This is a genomic window from Brachybacterium sp. HMSC06H03 (assembly GCF_001807385.1).
Classification (GTDB): domain Bacteria; phylum Actinomycetota; class Actinomycetes; order Actinomycetales; family Dermabacteraceae; genus Brachybacterium; species Brachybacterium conglomeratum.
In genome coordinates this window covers 67140-85488 of record NZ_KV788954.1, presented here as the reverse complement: position 1 = coordinate 85488, position 18349 = coordinate 67140, and the positions used below count along the sequence as shown (strand labels likewise).

The 18349-nt window shown below is 71.0% G+C and carries 15 protein-coding genes and 1 tRNA gene; 13 read left to right on the top strand and 3 right to left on the bottom strand.

Annotated features, from left to right (window positions below):
• Positions 1-157: 157 nt before the first annotated feature.
• Positions 158-1063 carry a polyphosphate kinase 2 gene (gene ppk2, locus HMPREF3159_RS15755; RefSeq protein WP_010550359.1) on the top strand — a complete coding sequence of 302 codons (906 nt, stop codon included), beginning with the start codon at positions 158-160 and terminating at the stop codon, positions 1061-1063.
• Between the two features lie 75 nt (positions 1064-1138).
• Here ppk2 and aspA read toward each other — a convergent pair whose 3' ends face one another.
• Positions 1139-2671 carry an aspartate ammonia-lyase gene (gene aspA, locus HMPREF3159_RS15750; RefSeq protein WP_070502146.1) on the bottom strand — a complete coding sequence of 511 codons (1533 nt, stop codon included), beginning with the start codon at positions 2669-2671 and terminating at the stop codon, positions 1139-1141.
• Between the two features lie 84 nt (positions 2672-2755).
• Here aspA and HMPREF3159_RS15745 point away from each other — a divergent pair, with 84 nt between their 5' ends.
• From HMPREF3159_RS15745 to galK, 4 genes are all read left to right on the top strand, one after another.
• On the top strand, positions 2756-3046 hold the full coding sequence (locus tag HMPREF3159_RS15745) for a DUF3017 domain-containing protein (protein WP_070502145.1): 291 nt from the start codon (positions 2756-2758) through the stop codon (positions 3044-3046).
• A gap of 92 nt (positions 3047-3138) precedes the next feature.
• Positions 3139-4641, top strand: a complete 1503-nt coding sequence (locus tag HMPREF3159_RS15740; RefSeq protein WP_070502144.1) for a threonine/serine exporter family protein — start codon at positions 3139-3141, stop codon at positions 4639-4641.
• Positions 4638-5714, top strand: coding sequence for a lactonase family protein (locus tag HMPREF3159_RS15735; protein WP_070502143.1), 1077 nt, complete (start codon positions 4638-4640; stop codon positions 5712-5714). The genes HMPREF3159_RS15740 and HMPREF3159_RS15735 overlap by 4 nt, the downstream gene beginning before the upstream one ends.
• 160 nt (positions 5715-5874) lie before the next feature.
• Complete coding sequence (galK, locus tag HMPREF3159_RS15730) at positions 5875-7116, top strand: galactokinase (protein WP_070502142.1); 1242 nt, start codon at positions 5875-5877, stop codon at positions 7114-7116.
• A gap of 76 nt (positions 7117-7192) precedes the next feature.
• On the opposite strand, the gene HMPREF3159_RS15725 is transcribed toward galK, so the two are convergent.
• A complete protein-coding gene (locus tag HMPREF3159_RS15725; RefSeq protein ID WP_070502141.1) occupies positions 7193-8242 on the bottom strand; it encodes an adenosine deaminase in 1050 nt (349 codons plus the stop codon).
• Complete coding sequence (locus tag HMPREF3159_RS15720) at positions 8239-9465, bottom strand: pyridoxal phosphate-dependent aminotransferase (protein WP_070502140.1); 1227 nt, start codon at positions 9463-9465, stop codon at positions 8239-8241. Before HMPREF3159_RS15720 ends, HMPREF3159_RS15725 begins: the two co-directional genes overlap by 4 nt.
• A 221-nt stretch (positions 9466-9686) precedes the next feature.
• On the opposite strand from HMPREF3159_RS15720, the gene HMPREF3159_RS15715 reads away from it, so the two are divergent.
• The 8 genes from HMPREF3159_RS15715 to rpoB all read left to right on the top strand — a co-directional run bounded on the left by HMPREF3159_RS15715 (position 9687) and on the right by rpoB (position 18326).
• Positions 9687-9759, top strand: a tRNA-Trp gene (locus HMPREF3159_RS15715).
• A gap of 62 nt (positions 9760-9821) precedes the next feature.
• Complete coding sequence (gene secE, locus HMPREF3159_RS15710) at positions 9822-10088, top strand: preprotein translocase subunit SecE (RefSeq protein WP_070502139.1); 267 nt, start codon at positions 9822-9824, stop codon at positions 10086-10088.
• Positions 10089-10164: 76 nt separating this feature from the next.
• On the top strand, positions 10165-11070 hold the full coding sequence (gene nusG / locus HMPREF3159_RS15705; protein WP_070502138.1) for a transcription termination/antitermination protein NusG: 906 nt from the start codon (positions 10165-10167) through the stop codon (positions 11068-11070).
• Between the two features lie 263 nt (positions 11071-11333).
• A complete protein-coding gene (gene rplK / locus HMPREF3159_RS15700) occupies positions 11334-11765 on the top strand; it encodes a 50S ribosomal protein L11 (RefSeq protein ID WP_010550349.1) in 432 nt (143 codons plus the stop codon).
• Positions 11766-11770: 5 nt separating this feature from the next.
• Positions 11771-12490, top strand: a complete 720-nt coding sequence (rplA, locus tag HMPREF3159_RS15695) for a 50S ribosomal protein L1 (protein WP_062947589.1) — start codon at positions 11771-11773, stop codon at positions 12488-12490.
• Between the two features lie 709 nt (positions 12491-13199).
• A complete protein-coding gene (rplJ, locus tag HMPREF3159_RS15690; protein ID WP_070502137.1) occupies positions 13200-13718 on the top strand; it encodes a 50S ribosomal protein L10 in 519 nt (172 codons plus the stop codon).
• Between the two features lie 146 nt (positions 13719-13864).
• Positions 13865-14254 carry a 50S ribosomal protein L7/L12 gene (gene rplL / locus HMPREF3159_RS15685; RefSeq protein ID WP_070502136.1) on the top strand — a complete coding sequence of 130 codons (390 nt, stop codon included), beginning with the start codon at positions 13865-13867 and terminating at the stop codon, positions 14252-14254.
• Positions 14255-14837: 583 nt separating this feature from the next.
• A complete protein-coding gene (rpoB, locus tag HMPREF3159_RS15680; RefSeq protein WP_070502135.1) occupies positions 14838-18326 on the top strand; it encodes a DNA-directed RNA polymerase subunit beta in 3489 nt (1162 codons plus the stop codon).
• The last annotated feature ends 23 nt before the right edge of the window (positions 18327-18349 follow it).

Here is an 18349-nt window from a genome sequence, read left to right as displayed (position 1 = left end):
GCCCGGCCCGGACGGGCGGCGCCGCCCCGCCCTGCCCGCGTCGGCCTGCGCCGATCCCGGGCGGGCTCCCGGATGGCGGAGGACCTCTGTTCACCTCCGGTCCATCCGTGACCTCTAAGCTTGGGCGCATCCACCAGCGAGCGCCGAAGGAGTGACCGTGAAGATCCCCGACAACCAGAGCCTGCGCGAGTACATCGAGCACCTGCGCGAGGAGGGGTACTCGGTCCAGGACGGCCACACCCCGGACCCGGACCTGATCGACCCGCAGGGGAACCCGGTCTACACCTGGCAGGAGGGGTACCCGTACGAGACCCGGATGGACCGGGAGGAGTACGAGCTGCAGAAGTACCAGCTCCAGGTCGAGCTGCTGAAGTTCCAGTACTGGCTCGAGGACAACGACCAGAAGGCCGTCATCATCTTCGAGGGGCGCGACGCGGCCGGCAAGGGCGGCACGATCAAGCGCTTCACCGAGCACCTCAACCCCCGCACCGCCCGCGTCGTCGCGCTGAACAAGCCCAGCGACCGCGAGCGCGGCCAGTGGTACTTCCAGCGCTACGTCCAGCACCTGCCCACCGAGGGCGAGATGGTGCTCTTCGACCGCTCCTGGTACAACCGCGCCGGCGTCGAGCGGGTGATGGGCTTCGCGACCCCGGAGCAGTACGAGACCTTCATGAACCAGGTCCCCTACTTCGAGCGGATGCTGGTGGACTCCGGCATCCACCTCACCAAGTTCTGGTTCTCCGTCTCGCAGAAGGAGCAGCGCACCCGCTTCGCGATCCGTCAGCTGGACCCGGTGCGGCGCTGGAAGCTCTCCCCGATGGACCTCGAGTCGCTGGACCGCTGGGAGGCCTACACCGAGGCCAAGGAGGAGATGTTCCGCCGCACGGACAAGAAGTACGCGCCGTGGACGATCATCCGCTCCAACGACAAGAAGCGTGCCCGCCTGAACGCGATGCGCTACTTCCTCTCCCAGTTCGAGTACGAGGACAAGGACCACGAGACCGTGGGGAGCCCGGACCCGAAGCTGGTCATGCGCGGCAAGATGGAGGAGGCCGACGAGTGAGCCGCTGACGGCGCCGCTCGTGCGACGGGCCGGTCACCCCGAGGGGTGACCGGCCCGTCGGCCCTCCGGTGCGGCTCAGAAGTCCAGGCGCTCCGTGGGCGGCAGCGCCATCTCGCCCGAGTCGGGCTGTTCCGGCGCGGCGGCCGGCCCCGGCTCCTCGTCGAGCGCCGGGATGGTGCCGGTGGCCGTCGTCCGGTGCGGCGAGGTCATCGAGGCGGGGGAGAGCAGCCCGGCCAGACGTGCCTCGTCCAGCAGGCCGCGCTCGAGCACCAGGTCCCGGACCGGACGGCCCGTCGCCAGCGCTTCCTCCGCGACCTCCGTCGCGGCCGCGTACCCGATCACCGGCACCAGCGCCGTGACCACCCCGATCGAGCGGTGCAGATAGTCCTCCAGCACCTCCTCGTTCAGGGTGATCCCGGCGACGCAGCGGTCGGCGAGGGTGTTCATCGCGCGGGTCATGATCTGCGTGGACTCGAGGATGTTGAAGGCGATCACCGGCTCGAACACGTTCAGCTGCAGCTGACCTCCCTCGGCCGCGAAGGTCACCGAGAGATCGTTGCCGATCACCTCGTAGGCGACCTGGTTGACGACCTCCGGGATCACCGGGTTCACCTTGCCGGGCATGATCGAGCTGCCCGGCTGCACGGCCGGCAGCTTGATCTCGTGCAGGCCGGCGCGCGGCCCGGAGCTCAGCAGGCGCAGGTCGTTGCAGATCTTCGAGATCTTCACCGCGATGCGCTTGAGGATCCCGGAGAAGGTCACGAAGGCGCCGGTGTCGCTGGTGGCCTCGACCAGGTCGGCGGAGACCACGAAGGGCACCCCGGTCAGCTCCGCGAGCTCGGCCGTGGCCATCGCCGCATAGCGCGGATCGGACGTGATGCCGGTGCCGATCGCCGTCGCGCCGAGGTTGATCTCCTGGAACAGCGTCGCGGTGCGGGTGAGGCGCTGGACGTCCTCCTCGATCGTGGTGGCCCAGGCGTGGAACTCCTGGCCCACCGTCATCGGGACCGCGTCCTGCAGCTGGGTGCGCCCCATCTTCAGGACCGAGGAGAACTCCTCGCCCTTGGCCCGCAGGGTGGAGATCAGGTGGTCCATCGCCTCGGCCAGCGCCGGGAAGGACAGCATGATCGTCAGCCGGATCGCCGTGGGGTAGACGTCGTTGGTGGACTGGCCGAGGTTGACGTGGTTGTTGGGGTGCAGCCGGTCGTACTGCCCCTTCTCGTGCCCGAGGATCTCCAGCGCGCGGTTGGCGATCACCTCGTTGGCGTTCATGTTCGTGCTCGTGCCGGCGCCGCCCTGGATCATGTCCACGATGAAGTGCTCGTGGAGGGCGCCGCCGATGATCTCCTCGCAGGCGCGGTCGATCGCGGCGAAGCGCTCGTCGTCGAGCGCCCCCAGGCGATGGTTGGCGCGGGCGGCGGCACGCTTGACCTGGGCGAGGGCCTCGATCATCCGGGGGAAGTGCTGCAGCTGCACCCCCGTGATGTGGAAGTTCTCGTTCGCACGCAGGGTCTGGACGCCGTAGTAGGCATCGGCCGGGACGTCGCGGTCTCCGAGCAGGTCGTGCTCACGGCGGGTGCCGGTCGACGTCGCACCGGGGCTGGTCATCGTGGGATCCTCCAGATGTCGCTGTGGCCGACGGCTCTGCCGACCTCTGCCAGCGTAGCGGGGCGTGGCCCGTACGATGGCCGGGTGCGCGCGCCCCGATCCCCCCACACGCTCCGCGCCGCCTTCCGGCGGCAGACGGTGCTCACCCTCGCCCTGCCCGCGCTCGCGCTGATCGTCCTGATCGGGGCGACGCTGTCGGCGCCGCTGGCCGGCGTCCTCCTGGCAGCACTGCTGCTGGTCCTCGCGCTGATGCGGGCCCTGCTGCCCGTGCGGGCGGTCGGCGCGCTGGCCGTCCGCTCCCGCGGCCTCGACGTCGCGGTGCTGCTCGTCCTCGCGCTCGGCATCGCGGTGCTGAGCACCTCGCCGAACCTCTGAGCCGAGGCGCCTCGGGAGGGCCCGTCGGGATGTGAGCTTCGTCGGCCCGCCGGCGGGAGCGGGGCCCGCCCGCGGTGTGGGACGATCGGTCCGTGCCCACCGACTCCGCCCGGCTCCATGCCGTGTTCGACCTCGCGATGAGGATCGGGGAGGGCCTGCTCACCAACGGTGCCGCCGCTTCGGAGGTCACCGCGACGGTGCTGCGGGTGACCAGCTCGTCCGGCCTGCGCAACGTCTCCGTGCAGGTCACCTTCAACGAGGTCACGATCTCCTATCTCGCCGACGAGTCCGCGACCCCGTTCACGAGGGTCCGCTCGGCAGGGGAGCGGACCCAGGACTTCGCGCGGCTGGCCGCCTTCGAGGACATCTCCCATCAGTACCTCTCCGGGGAGCTCCCGCTGGACGAGGCCCGGCACCGGGCCGCCGCGATCCCGCAGCGCCAGCCGCTGTACCGGCTGGTGCTCGTGGTCGCGGGCTTCGCGGTGATGGGCGGCGCGGCCGCGCTCAGCTTCGGCGCCGGCAGCCTCGTCGTGGTCGCCGCGACCCTCGCCGCCGGGCTGCTGATCGCGGCGGCGGAGCTGCTGGCCCGGTGGAGCATCCCGCCGTTCTACAGCCAGGCGCTCGGCGGGCTCGTCGCCGTCGCCGCCGCGATCGGGGTCAGCGCGATCGACCCCACCGAGAACTCCTCGATCGTCGTGGTCTCGTGCCTGATCGTCCAGCTCGCGGGGCTCTCCTCGATCAGCGCCGTGCAGGACGCGGTGACGGGCTGGTACATCACTGCCGCGGGACGCATGCTCGAGACGCTCATGCTCACCGTCGGCATCGTGGTGGGCGTGCGCGCCGGGCTGCTCGTGGCCGCCGCGGTCGGCGTGGACATCTCCGTCACCGCGTCGATGCCGCTGTCGATCACGACGGCGCTGGTGGTGCTGATCTCGGGGCTCGGCATGGGGCTCGGCTACGGCGTCGGCACCCAGACCCCGCCCCGGCTGCTGCTGACGGCCGCGCTGGTCGCCGCCGGCTCGGGCCTCGTCTCGCACCTGATCACCGGGACGCTGCACGACCGCACCGTCGCCGTCGGCGTCGCGGCCTTCCTCACCGGCCTGGTCGCGACCGCGCTCGCCGACCGGGTGCGCGCCCCCTCGCTCGCCTTCGTCATGGCCGGGGTGATCCCGCTGGTGCCCGGCAGCCGGATCTACCGCGGCCTGCTCGGGCTGCAGGACGACCTCTCGGTGGGCATCTCCGAGCTGCTCGAGGCGGCGCAGATCGCGATCGCGATCGCCGCGGGCGTGGTGCTCGGCCAGCTCATCTCCTCGCGGATCATGCCCTACTTCCGCCGCAGCGGCATCGCCTACACCCCGGCGATCTCCTCGCCCTTCACCACCATGCGCCGTCGCCGCCTCTCGCTCGGCACGCGGTCGATGCGGCGCCGTCGCGGCACTCCGGTGATCGAGCCGTCTACGATGACCGGAGAGATGACGGCGCTGTCACCGGCTCTGTTCGAGGACGCGGACCTGCTCGACGACCTCGAGCCCCCCGCGGATCTCGTGGACCGCGACCGCGGGGAGCGCCGCGACGAGGACGAGGAGGTCCCATGACCGAGAACGCACTGCTGGCCGTCGCCGGCTACTCCACCAGCGGCACCGGCCGCGGCCGCGGCATCGAGCTGCTGGCCCTGCGGTCCGACGGGCAGGGCCTCGCCGTCGAACGTCGTGCCGCCGTCGATCTGCCCGACCCCTCCTTCGTGCTGTGGAGCGAGGACGGCGCCCTGCTGCACGCGGTGCTCGAGACCGAGCCGACGCGGGTGGTCACCCTGCGCGTGGACGAGGACGGGGCGAGGGCGGAGGTCGTCGCGGACCTCGCGCTGGACGGGGCGGGCGGCTGCCACCTCGCCCACGGCAGCGACGGCCGCTCCCTCGTGATCGCCCAGTACGGCTCCGGCTCCGTGGCGACGGTGGGCCTGGACGAGGAGGGCCTGCCCACCGCGCAGATCGACCTCGACGACCACCACGAGCTGATCGACGGCATCGCGGAGACCGCGCCGCACCCGCACCAGGTCGTGGCGCTGCCCGGCACGGAGGCCCTCGCCGTCCCCGACCTCGGCCTGGACCGCGTGTTGCTGTACCGCCAGGGCGCCGGCGGCATGATCGACATCGCCGGGGAGATCTCGCTGAGCCGGGGGAACGGGCCGCGCCACCTCGTGGCCGACCACGAGTCCGAGCAGATCCACATCGCCTGCGAGCTCTCCGGCATGGTCGCCACCGCCGTGCGCGCCCACGAGACCTCGCCCCGCTCCGTCCCCGCCGTCATGCCGCAGGCGCCGCGCCGCTGGGCCGTGCGCTCGATGATGCCGGCCAGCGGCAGCGAGTCCGCCGCCGCGCTCTCCCACATCGAGCTCGTCGCCGACGAGTCCGCGCTGCTGGTCGCCAACCGCGGCCCCGACACCCTCTCCCTGCTCTCCCTCGACGCGATGCGGCCGCAGCGCGTGGCCGAGGTCGAGGTGGGCGCGCACCCGCGTCACTTCACCCAGTGGGGCGACCTGGTGCTGGTCGCCGCGCAGGAGGGCGACCGGATCGACGTGCTGCGCCGTCGCGGCGAGAAGCTGTCTCGGGTCGGGAAGCCGATCCCCGCACCGTCGGTCGCGTGCCTCGCGGTGCGTCCCGTGGCCTGAGGACCGCGTCCCGGGAACGGCCTCCCGGGGCTCGCGTGAGCGGCTCCGCAGCGGACCTGTTGCCGACGGCGGCCGCGAGACGGCTAGACTCACCGGCGCCCTACCGGTCGGCCGGTGGGCTCCGTCGTGCCCTCGCCCCGTCCCGGAAGGACCCTTCCCGATGACCGCTGCCGCTGACTCCCGCACCGCTCCCGCTTGGCAGGGAGCGGTGCTCTCGGCCGCACCGGAGCGCTCCGCAGCTGCCGATCGCGCCGCCGAGAGGTTCGAGCAGTCCTTCGGCTACGCGCCCGACGGGGTCTGGTCCGCGCCGGGCCGCGTCAACATCATCGGCGAGCACGTCGACTACCAGGACGGCCTCTGCCTGCCGATGGCGATCTCGCACCGCTGCTTCGCCGCCGCCGCCCGCACCCCCACCTCGCGGGTGCGTCTGCGCTCCGCCCAGGACGACCTCGAGCTCGACCTCGACGCGGCCGCGCTCGAGCCCGGCGCGGTCGAGGGCTGGCCCGCCTACGTCGCCGGCGTGCTCTGGGCGCTGCGCCCCTTCATCTCCGGCGCCGTCACCCAGGGCATGGACATCCTCATCGACGGGCAGGTCCCGCTCGGGGCGGGCCTGTCCAGCTCGGCCGCGCTCGAGTGCGCCGCCGCCGAGGCGATCGAGTCGCTGCTGACCCTGGGCACCACGCCGCTGGACCGGGTGCGCGCCGCGATCACCGCCGAGACCGACTTCGCCGGCGCCTCCACGGGCGGGCTCGACCAGTCCGCCTCGGTCCTCTCCCGTGAGGGCCACGCCCTGTTCCTGGACTGCCGGGACTTCTCCACCCGCGCGGTGCCGTGGGACCTCGCCTCCCAGGGCCTCGCCCTGCTCATCACCGACACCCGCGCCGAGCACTCCCATGTCGACGGGGAGTACACGGCGCGCCGCGCCGACAGCGAGCGCGCCGCCGACTCGCTCGGCGTGCCGACCCTGCGCGACGCCGATCCCGCCCGGCTCGAGGAGCTCCTGGCGAGCATCGACGACGAGGTCGTGCGCCGCCGCGCCCGCCACGTGATCACCGAGATCCAGCGCGTGCAGGAGTTCGACGCGCTGCTCGCCGAGGACACGGTGCGCGCGCACGTCGCGGAGCTCGGCGCACTGCTGAACGCCTCCCACGACTCGCTGCGCGAGGATTACGAGGTGACGGTCCCGCAGCTCGACCTCGCCGTGGACACCGCCCGCGAGGCCGGTGCGCACGGCGCCCGCATGACCGGCGGCGGCTTCGGCGGCTCGACCATCGCGCTGGTGGAGGCGGAGCAGGCGCAGGCGATCGCCGAGGCCATCGCCGCCGCCTTCGCCGCGGCCGGCTTCACCGCCCCGGAGTTCTTCCTGGCACTGCCCTCGGAGGGCGCCGGCCAGGACCGCTGAGCCGCGACGCCGGAAGCACCGGCTGACGACGTCTGGCCGTCGTCGGTGCCTCCCCGCCGCCCGTGCGGCACCGTCGTCAGCGCGTCGCGTCGCCGGGCGCGGGGGCCGCGAGCCAGTCCCGCACCCCCGCGAGGAGCCGGGAGCGGACCGGTGCGGGAGCGGCCGAGAGACGGATCGAGGAGGCGGCGAGGTCGGCGAGCTCGGCGTCGTCCAGCCCGATCCGCCGCGCGGTCTCGTACTGGTCCAGCAGCCGGGAGCCGAACAGCAGCGGGTCGTCGGCGCCGAGCGCGATCTGCGCCCCGGCCTCGATCAGCCGGCGCAGCGGCACGTCCTCGGCGTGCTCGAGCACCCCGAGGGAGGCGTTCGAGGCCGGGCAGAGCTCGAACCCGATGCCGGCCCCCACCACCTGCTCCAGCAGCTGCGGGTCCTCGGCGGCGCGCACCCCGTGGCCCAGCCGGTCCGGTCGCAGGTGCTCGACGACGTCCCGCACGTGCGAGGGCCCCAGCAGCTCCCCGCCGTGCGGCACCGACAGCAGCCCGGCCTCCCGCGCGATGCGGAAGGCGGGGGCGAAGTCCTCGGTGTCACCGCGCCGCTCGTCGTTGGAGAGCCCGAAGCCGATCACCCGGCCGGCGCTGCGCGCGGCGAGCCGGGCCAGGGTGCGGGCGTCCAGCGGATGCCGGGTGCGGGAGGCGGCCACCACGATCCCGACGCTGACCCCGGTCTCCGTCTCGGAGCGCTCGGCCTGGTCCAGGACGATCTCGACGGCGGGGGTGATCCCGCCGACGAAGGGCGCATAACTGGTCGGGTCCACCTGCAGCTCGAGCCGGCCCGAGCCCTCGGCGGCGTCGTCCTCCACCGCCTCGTGGAGCAGGCGCCGCATCGCCGACTCCGAGTCGACGACCGCGCGGGCGGTGTCGTACTGGCGCTGGAAGCGGAACCATCCGCGCCGGTCGGGCTCGACCTGCAGCGCCACGTCGTCGGTGAGGGAGCGGGGCAGTCGCATGCCCCGCTCCGCGGCCAGCTCCCACAGAGTTCTCGGACGCATCGAGCCCGTGAAGTGCAGGTGCAGATGCGCCTTGGGCAGGCTCCGCAGGTCGCGGCCCGATCCGGCGGGGGAGGAGCTCATCCCGCCAGGAACGCGGCCACCCGGTCGATGCCCTCGATGATGTCCTCGTCCCCGAGCGCGTAGGAGAAGCGCAGGTGGCCGGGGGCGCCGAAGGCCTCGCCCGGCACGGCGGCGACCTCCGCCTCCTCGAGGATCACTGTCGCGAGCTCGGTCGAGGTGGTCACCTTCCGGCCGCGGATCTCCCGGCCCAGCAGCTGCGAGACGTCGGGGAAGACGTAGAACGCGCCGGTGGGCGTCGGCACGGTGAAGCCGTCGATCGCGGAGAGCTTCTCGACGATCAGCTGCCGACGCCGGTCGAAGGCGAGGCGCATCTCCTCGACGGGCTCCTTCGGCCCCGTCAGCGCCGCGAGCGCCGCCCGCTGGGCGATGTTGTTGACGTGGGAGGTGAGATGGGACTGCAGGTTCGAGGCCGCCTTGATGACGTCGAGGGGGCCCACCATCCAGCCCACCCGCCAGCCGGTCATCGCGAAGGACTTCGCCACGCCGCCGAGCAGGATCGTGGTGTCGGCGAGCTCGGGGACGGCCTTCAGCACCGAGGTGAAGGGCATGTCGCCGTAGGTGAGGGACTGGTAGATCTCGTCGGTGATCACCCACAGCCCGTGATCGAGCGCCCAGCGGCCGATCTCCTCGACCTGCTCGGGGGAGAGCACCGCGCCGGTCGGGTTCGAGGGGGAGCACAGCACCAGGGCGCGGGTGCGGTCGGTGCGGGCGGCCTCGAGCTGCGCGACCGTGGGGACGTAGCCCTGGTCGGCGCCGGCGAGGACGGGGACCTCGGCCGCGCCGGACTGGCGGATCGCCTCGGGGTAGGTGGTCCAGTACGGGGCGGGCAGCAGCACCTCGTCGCCCGGGTCCAGCACGGTCGCGAAGGCCTGGAACACGGCCTGCTTGCCGCCGTTGCTCACCAGGACCTGGGCCGGATCGATCTCGAGCGACGTCGTGGCCGAGACCGACGCCGCGAGGGCCTCGCGCAGCTCGGGCAGGCCGGCGGTCGCGGAGTAGCGGTGGTTGCGCGGATCGCGCGCGGCCTCCACGGCGGCGTCCACGATGTGCGCGGGGGTGGGGAAGTCCGGCTCTCCGGCGCCGAAGCCGATGACGGGTCGACCGGCGGCCTTGAGCGCCTTGGCGGTCGCGTCGACCGCGAGGGTCGCGGAGGGCTCGATCGCGCCGATGCGCTGCGAGATGCGGGAACGGGAGGCGGGAGTGCGTGCGTCGTCGGTGGTCACCCGACCATCGTGGCAGAGCTCGGCCCGCGCCGCCAGGATGGACGTCCCTTGGGAACGGGGGCGCGCCGGGACTCCCCGAGGCACCGGAATGTGACGTGATCCGGGCCGATTCGCACGAGTCCCCATCGGCTTGTATGCTGGTCGCTGGTCAGAATCGCTCAGGCTTCTCCGGACACGTCCCGGGGCCGGGCGAGACGACCGCACGGGGCTCGTCCTCGTGAAGGGCAGTGGCGCAATTGGTAGCGCAGCGGTCTCCAAAACCGCAGGTTGCAGGTTCGAGCCCTGTCTGCCCTGCCGGTCCGGCCGGGGTCACCCGGCCGGATGCGGATGACCTCGACGAGATCGGATAGCTCCCTGTGAACTCCAGCCAGAACGCCCCGTCGGCACCGCGCACCGGTGACGTCCAGGGCTCCGGGTCGAAGAACCCGTTCCTGGCCATCGGTCTGTTCATCCGTCAGGTGATCGCCGAGCTGCGCAAGGTGGTCGTCCCCAGCAGGCGCGAACTGGTTCTGTACTCGATCACGGTGCTGCTGTTCGTCGCCTTCATGATCCTGCTGATCTTCGGGCTCGACGCGGCCTTCAGCTGGATCTCGCGGATCGCCTTCACGGTCCCCGACGTGTGAGCGGGCGCCTGATCCGCACCTCGCACAGCCCTGTGACCGACCAGTCCACCGCAGCCAGGAAGGCAGGTTCCCGCCGATGAGCGAGACGACCTCTACCCCCGACGAGTCCTTCGACGACGTCGACGACACCCTCTCCTTCTCCGCCTCGGCCCCGACCGGCCAGGCCGCGGGCGAGGACGTCGCCGCCGAGGAGGCCGCGGCCGAGGACGCCGAGCTCTCCGACGACGACGCGCCGGCCGGCGACGAGAGCGCCGAGGCGCCCGTCGACGAGGCCGGCGAGCCTGCCGACGCCGACGACTCCGACGAGTCGGCCGACGCCGACGAGGCCCCGGCCGCCGAGGAAGCCCCCGCGGCCGAGGAGCCCGAGGAGGACCCGGTCCAGCAGCTGCGCATGCACCTGCGCTCCGCGCTCGGCGAGTGGTACGTCATCCACTCCTACTCCGGGCACGAGAACCGCGTGAAGACCCAGCTCGCCACGCGCACCGAGACCATGGACATGGAGGAGTTCATCTTCGAGGTCCAGGTCCCGATGGAGGACGCGACCGAGGTCAAGAACGGCCAGAAGAAGATCGTCCGCCGCGTGCGCGTCCCCGGCTACGTGCTGGTGCGCATGGACCTGACCACCGAGTCCTGGCGCGTCGTGCGCGACACCCCCGGCGTGACCGGCTTCGTCGGCAACGCGACCGAGCCCACCCCGCTCACCTTCGACGAGATCTTCTCGATGCTCGCGCCGTCCGTCGGCCTGCCCGAGAAGAAGCGCTCCTCCGCCTCGTCCGGCTCCTCCTCGAAGCCCGCGGCCGCGCAGAAGGTCCCCGACTTCCAGGTCGGCGAGTCCGTCACCGTCATGGACGGCCCCTTCGAGACCATGCCGGCCACGATCTCCGAGATCCACGCCGAGGCCCAGAAGCTGCAGGTGCTCGTGTCGATCTTCGGCCGCGAGACCCCGGTCGAGCTCGGCTTCGACCAGGTCGCCAAGATCTGAGCAGCCCGGTCCGCCTCGTGCGGGCCCTCGGACGCGCGGCCTCTCGCCTGCGTCCGCCCCGAATCCCCGCGGCGCGCCCGGCTCCGGCCGGACGGGCTCCCCGGTGGGGGAGTACGACCGAGATCACGCCTGATCGAGGTCGACGCCGCCGCGACGTGCAGGTAACGTCGCATCCCGGATCCGCGCGCCTCGGGGCGCGGCTCCTGCAGTGGGAGGAGCGCGTGATGAGCTCCGCCCGGACCACACCACAGTAAGGAAGAGCAATGGCTCCCAAGAAGAAGATCGCGAGCATCATCAAGCTCCAGATCCAGGCCGGCCAGGCCACCCCTGCGCCGCCCGTGGGTCCCGCGCTCGGCGCTGCCGGCGTGAACATGATGGAGTTCGTGAAGGCCTACAACGATCGCACCGCCGATCAGCGTGGCAACATCATCCCCGTCGAGATCACGGTCTACGAGGACCGCTCGTTCACCTTCATCACGAAGACCCCGCCGGCGGCGGAGCTCATCAAGAAGGCCGCCGGCCTCCAGAAGGGCTCGGCCGTCCCGCACACCGACAAGGTCGGCAAGATCACCCAGGCTCAGGTCCGCGAGATCGCGGAGACCAAGATGCCTGATCTGAACGCGAACGACATCGAGGCCGCGGCGAAGATCGTCGAGGGCACCGCTCGTTCCATGGGCATCACGGTGGAGGGCTGAGAACGATGGCATTCCGTAGCAAGGCTTACAAGAACGGCGCCGCTCTGATCGAAGAGGGCCGCGCGTACTCCCCGCTGGACGCCCTGCGCCTCGCGCAGAAGTCCAGCCCGGCGAAGTTCGACGCCTCCGTCGAGGTCTCGATGCGTCTCGGCGTCGACCCCCGCAAGGCGGACCAGATGGTGCGCGGCACCGTCAACCTGCCCAACGGCACCGGCAAGACCGCCCGCGTCATCGTCTTCGCGTCCGGCGCGCAGGCCGAGGCCGCTCTCGCGGCGGGCGCCGACGAGGTCGGCGACGACGACCTGATCGAGAAGGTCGCCGGCGGCTGGACCGACTTCGACGCGGCCGTCGCCACCCCGAACCTGATGGGCAAGGTCGGCAAGCTGGGCCGCGTGCTCGGCCCCCGCGGCCTCATGCCGAACCCCAAGACCGGCACCGTGACCATGGACGTCACCAAGGCCGTGAACGACATCAAGGGCGGCAAGATCGAGTTCCGCACCGACCGTGCGGCGAACCTGCACTACATCGTCGGCAAGGTCTCCTTCACCGACAAGCAGCTCGTCGAGAACTACGTCGCGGCGCTGGACGAGATCCTCCGTCTCAAGCCGTCCGCGTCCAAGGGGCGCTACATCACGAAGATCACCGTGTCCACCACCATGGGCCCCGGCATCCCGGTCGACGTGAACCGCACCCGCAACCTCCTCGAGGACACCGACGAGGCCTGAGCCTCCTCGACTCCTCGCATCTCGGCGCCCCGCCCACCGCTCAGGTGGGCGGGGCGCCGTGCTGTGTCGGGCGTCGAGCCGGGGAGCTCTTCGACGATCCGTACCAGGGAAGTGGAACGGAACGTCGGACAACTGCGCCCGGTCCGCTGCGCGGGGCGCCCCCGCACCGCAGCGGAGCCGGCAGGTGAGTTGTTCGATGTCCGGTACCGCCTCGCTGGTACTTCCCGTCGGACAAGTGCGCCGAGGGCTGCGCGGTACGGAGATCCGGTGCCGGTGGGGGAGGGGGCGCAGAGGGCTGAGCATCGGGTGAACCTAGTCCCGCGGTGGGCAGGACGGCGGCCTCCCGCCGCCGGGCGCCTCGAGCCGCCCAATTCTCGGCGCCCGCCGCCCGCCGCCCACAACCCGCCGCTCGTCGCCGGACTGTGACGGAGACCGCCGCCCGCACCGTGGCGCGCACACCCGTCCCTGCACTACTCTGGACCTACCGAAGACCGCCGGTCGTCGCCCTCCACCCGGAGAGCGACCGAAGAAGTCCCCACGGGACGGCCTGCGCAGGTGAACGAACGCGACCCGCACGGTCGCGCCCTCCGAGGAGCAGCTGCTCCCGGGGAGCCGGATCGTGCGTGCTGGCCTCGACACCTGCGTGTCGAGGCCTTTTCCTGTTCCAGGGCCCTTCACCCGGTGGCGAGAGACCTCTGGAAGGAGGGCCATGGCGAATCCCGAGAAGGTGGACGCCGTCGCGGAGATCGCGGACATGTTCCGTGAGTCCGACGCCGCCGTCATCACCGAGTATCGCGGGCTCAGCGTGGGGGAGCTCAAGGAGCTCCGTCGTGCGCTGGGTTCCGAGACGACCTACGCCGTGGTGAAGAACACGCTCACGGAGATCGCCGCCCGCGAGGCCGGCATCGACGTGTTCGACGGCACGCTCAGCGGGCCGACCGCGATCGCCTTCATCAAGGGCGAGCCGGTGGAGCCTGCGAAGGCTCTGCGTGACTTCGCCAAGACCCACGACAACCTCGTGGTCAAGTCCGGCTACTTCGAGGGCAAGCTGCTCTCGCAGGAGGACGTCCAGAAGCTCGCGGACCTCGAGTCCCGCGAGGTCCTGCTGGCCAAGGCCGCCGGCGCCATGAAGGCGTCGATGTCCAAGGCCGCCGCAGTGTTCGCTGCACCGCTGTCCAAGACGGCGCGCACCGTGGACGCGCTGCGGGCCAAGCAGGAAGCCGCCTGAGCCTCCTGGCTCACCGGCTTCCGCACCACAGCCACAGCGCTGTCCCCCGGCTGCCCCGTCGGAGCATCCGGATCGCAAGACCCGGCGCGTGAGCGCCGCTCAACACCGCAGGGACGCAGGTCCCGCCAACAGGAAGGAACGCCCTCATGGCGAAGCTCAGCAACGACGAGCTCATCGAAGCTTTCAAGGAGATGTCCCTCATCGAGCTCTCCGAGTTCGTGAAGCAGTTCGAGGACGTCTTCGACGTCACCGCCGCCGCCCCCGTGGCCGTCGCCGGTGCCGCTCCCGCCGCCGGTGGTGGCGAGGCCGCCGCCCGGGAGGAGAAGACCGAGTTCGACGTCATCCTCGAGTCGGCCGGCTCCGCGAAGATCGCCGTCATCAAGGAGGTGCGCGGTCTGACCTCCCTCGGTCTGAAGGAGGCCAAGGCGCTCGTCGACGAGGCCCCCAAGCCCGTCCTCGAGGGTGTCAAGCAGGAGGACGCCGAGACCGCCAAGGCGAAGCTCGAGGAGGCCGGCGCGACCGTCTCCGTCAAGTGATCTCCGGCGCACGCCCCGGCGTGCGCCTCACCTGACGGCAGTCGCACTGCCCCTGGAAGGGCCGTCCCGCATCGTGCGGGGCGGCCCTTCCGCATGCCCGCAGCGGGGGATCGGCGCGCACGGGTACGATCCAGGCCCGCGCCCGGCCGGCTCTCGGGCCCCCGGCATCGGGGCGCCGCGCCGCTACGATCCCTGCGCGAGGCTCCGAGGAATCGCCTCTGACATGGTCCGACACCCCGTCACGGGCCCCGCCTGCTTGACTGCGGGACGATTTCCGTCCACACTTTTTCCCGTACGGGGCTGATCCTGCCGCATGCGCCCGGTGTGACGACACCGCCGGGCCGGTCGAGACAGACGGGCAGGACGCGCCGACGAGAACCCGCGCCAGGCATATAGCGGCCGACGCGGATGGAGGAGCCCTTTCGGGGGCCTTGTCTCCATCCGCGATTTTGTGTATGCTCGGTCCTTGCGCTGTGCGTCTCCCGTGGGTTCCGTCGCCTGACCTCGGCATCGTCTGCTCCATCGCCCGACGGGTGTTCGCCGCGCCTGGGATTCCGTCATCGGCCTGTGGAAGGACCCCCCTTTGGCTGCCTCGAGCACCGATCGCACCACCGACATCGCACTTCGCACCGCCTCCCCTCGCGTCACCTTCGCGAAGCTCGGCGACCCTCTCGAGGTCCCGGATCTGCTGAGTCTGCAGACCACCTCGTTCGACTGGTTGCTGGGCAACGAGCGCTGGCAGGAGCGTGCGGCCGAGGCCGCCGCCGCCGGCCGTGAGGACGTGCCGCAGACCTCCGGTCTCGCGGACATCCTCGAGGAGATCTCCCCGATCGAGGACTTCGCCGGCAACATGTCGCTGTCGTTCCGCGACCACACCTTCGACGACCCGAAGTACACGGTCGAGGAGTGCAAGGAGAAGGACCTCACCTACGCGGCTCCGCTGTACGTCATCGCGGAGTTCATGAACAACGAGACCGGTGAGATCAAGACCCAGACGGTCTTCATGGGCGAGTTCCCGCTCATGACCGACAAGGGCACCTTCATCATCAACGGCACCGAGCGCGTCGTCGTCTCGCAGCTCGTCCGCTCCCCGGGCGTGTACTTCGAGGAGTCGATCGACAAGACCTCGGACAAGCACATCTTCTCCGCCAAGGTCATCCCCTCGCGCGGCGCCTGGCTCGAGTTCGAGGTCGACAAGCGCGACCAGGTCGGCGTGCGCATCGACCGCAAGCGCAAGCAGTCCGTCACGACCCTGCTGCAGGCCCTCGGCATGTCCCACAGCGACATCCTGGAGGAGTTCGGCGAGTTCGAGTCGATGCGCTCCACCCTCGAGAAGGACCGCATCGCCTCCCAGGACGAGGCCCTCATCGACATCTACCGCAAGCAGCGCCCGGGCGAGCCGCCCACGCGCGATGCGGGCGAGGCGATGCTGAACAACCTCTACTTCAACGCCAAGCGCTACGACCTGGCGAAGGTCGGCCGCTACAAGATCGGCAAGAAGCTCGGACTCGAGGGCAGCCTCTCCGAGTCGACCCTGCGCCTGCAGGACATCGTCGCGACCATCAAGTACATCGTCGCCCTGCACGACGGCGTCTCCGAGTACACGAGCGTCGACGGCCGTCCGGTGCGCGTCGAGACCGACGACATCGACCACTTCGGCAACCGTCGCATCCGCGCCGTCGGCGAGCTGATCCAGAACCAGGTCCGCACGGGCCTGTCCCGCATGGAGCGCGTCGTCCGCGAGCGCATGACCACGCAGGACGTCGAGGCGATCACCCCGCTGACGCTGATCAACATCCGTCCGGTCACCGCGGCGATCAAGGAGTTCTTCGGAACCTCCCAGCTCTCGCAGTTCATGGACCAGAACAACCCGCTGTCGGGCCTGACCCACAAGCGTCGCCTCTCGGCGCTGGGCCCGGGCGGCCTCTCCCGTGACCGTGCGGGCATGGAGGTCCGTGACGTCCACCCGAGCCACTACGGCCGCATGTGCCCGATCGAGACCCCCGAGGGTCCGAACATCGGCCTGATCGGCTCGCTGGCGACCTTCGCCCGCATCAACCCCTTCGGCTTCGTGGAGACCCCGTACCGCAAGGTCGTCGACTCCGTCGTGACCGACGAGATCGTCTACCTCACCGCGGACGACGAGGATCGCCACATCATCGCCCAGGCGAACGCGAAGATCGACGAGGACGGCCACTTCCTCGCCGACGAGGTGCTCGTGCGCCTCCCCGGCGGCGAGCCCGACCTCGTGCCGATCTCGGACGTGGACTACATGGACGTCTCCGCACGTCAGATGGTCTCCGTCGCGACCGCGATGATCCCCTTCCTCGAGCACGACGACGCCAACCGTGCGCTCATGGGCTCGAACATGCAGCGCCAGGCCGTGCCGCTGCTCCGCTCCGAGATGCCGCTGGTCGGCACCGGCATGGAGCGTCGCGCCGCGGTGGACGCGGGCGACGTGGTCGTCGCGCAGAAGGGCGGCGTCATCGAGGAGCTCTCGGCGGACCTCATCATGGTCATGGCCGACGACGGCACCCGTCAGACCTACCCGATCGGGAAGTTCCAGCGCTCCAACGCGGGCAACTCCTACAACCAGCGCGTCCTCTTCGACGAGGGCGACCGCGTCGAGGCCGGATCCATCCTGGCCGACGGCCCCTCGACCGACCAGGGCGAGCTCGCCATCGGCAAGAACCTGCTGGTCGCGTTCATGTCCTGGGAGGGTCACAACTACGAGGACGGCATCATCCTGTCCTCGCGCATGGTCCAGGACGACGTCCTCACCTCGATCCACATCGAGGAGCACGAGGTCGACGCCCGCGACACCAAGCTCGGCAAGGAGGAGATCACCCGGGACATCCCGAACGTCGGCGACGACGTGCTGGCCGATCTCGACGAGCGCGGCATCATCCGCATCGGCGCCGAGGTCGAGCCGGGCGACATCCTGGTCGGCAAGGTGACGCCGAAGGGCGAGACCGAGCTGACCCCGGAGGAGCGCCTGCTGCGCGCGATCTTCGGCGAGAAGGCCCGTGAGGTGCGCGACACCTCGCTGCGCGTCCCGCACGGCGAGTCCGGCACCGTCATCGGCGTGCGCGTCTTCACCGACGACGAGGACGGGGACATCCTCCCCACCGGCGTCAACGAGATGGTCCGCGTCTACGTGGCCCAGAAGCGCAAGATCACCGACGGCGACAAGCTCGCCGGCCGTCACGGCAACAAGGGCGTCATCGCGAAGATCCTGCCGGTCGAGGACATGCCGTTCCTGGAGGACGGCACCCCGATCGACATCATCCTCAACCCGATGGGCGTGCCCGGCCGAATGAACATCGGCCAGGTCATGGAGACCCACCTCGGCTGGGTCGCGAAGTCCGGCTGGGAGCTCGATCCCGAGGACCCGACCGCCGCGGATCTGCCCGAGGCCGCGCTGCACGGCGAGCCCGGCACCCCGGTCGCGGTCCCGGTCTTCGACGGCCTCACCGCCGACGAGGTCACCGGCCTGATCGCCAACCACCTGCCCAACCGCGACGGCGAGCGGATGGTCAAGGAGAACGGCAAGGCGCGCCTGTTCGACGGCCGCTCCGGCGAGCCGTTCCCGGACCCGATCTCCGTGGGCTACATGTACATGCTGAAGCTCCACCACCTGGTGGACGACAAGCTGCACGCTCGCTCGACCGGTCCGTACTCGATGATCACGCAGCAGCCGCTGGGCGGTAAGGCCCAGTTCGGCGGCCAGCGCTTCGGCGAGATGGAGGTGTGGGCCCTGGAGGCCTACGGCGCCGCCTACGCCCTGCAGGAGCTACTGACCATCAAGTCCGACGACATCTCGGGCCGCGTGAAGGTGTACGAGGCGATCGTCAAGGGCGAGAACATTCCCGAGCCCGGGATCCCGGAGTCCTTCCGCGTGCTGCTCAAGGAGATGCAGTCGCTGTGCCTGAACGTGGAGGTGCTGTCCAGCGACGGCACCGCCCAGGAGGTCCAGGAGAGCGACGAGGAGGTCTTCCGCGCCGCGGAGGAGCTCGGCATCGACCTGTCCCGCCGGCCCCACGAGGGCGTCGGCTCCATCGAAGAGGTCTGACGGACGGGGGACCGGGAGCTCCC

Excerpts from the sequence above, each read along its gene's own strand:
- rplL (WP_070502136.1), top strand. The coding sequence starts at position 13,865 with ATGGCGAAGCTCAGCAACGACGAGCTCATCGAAGCTTTCAAGGAGATG.
- galK (WP_070502142.1), top strand. The coding sequence starts at position 5,875 with ATGACCGCTGCCGCTGACTCCCGCACCGCTCCCGCTTGGCAGGGAGCG.
- HMPREF3159_RS15725 (WP_070502141.1), bottom strand. The coding sequence starts at position 8,242 with ATGAGCTCCTCCCCCGCCGGATCGGGCCGCGACCTGCGGAGCCTGCCC.
- HMPREF3159_RS15735 (WP_070502143.1), top strand. The coding sequence starts at position 4,638 with ATGACCGAGAACGCACTGCTGGCCGTCGCCGGCTACTCCACCAGCGGC.
- rplK (WP_010550349.1), top strand. The coding sequence starts at position 11,334 with ATGGCTCCCAAGAAGAAGATCGCGAGCATCATCAAGCTCCAGATCCAG.
- rplA (WP_062947589.1), top strand. The coding sequence starts at position 11,771 with ATGGCATTCCGTAGCAAGGCTTACAAGAACGGCGCCGCTCTGATCGAA.
- aspA (WP_070502146.1), bottom strand. The coding sequence starts at position 2,671 with ATGACCAGCCCCGGTGCGACGTCGACCGGCACCCGCCGTGAGCACGAC.
- rplJ (WP_070502137.1), top strand. The coding sequence starts at position 13,200 with ATGGCGAATCCCGAGAAGGTGGACGCCGTCGCGGAGATCGCGGACATG.
- nusG (WP_070502138.1), top strand. The coding sequence starts at position 10,165 with ATGAGCGAGACGACCTCTACCCCCGACGAGTCCTTCGACGACGTCGAC.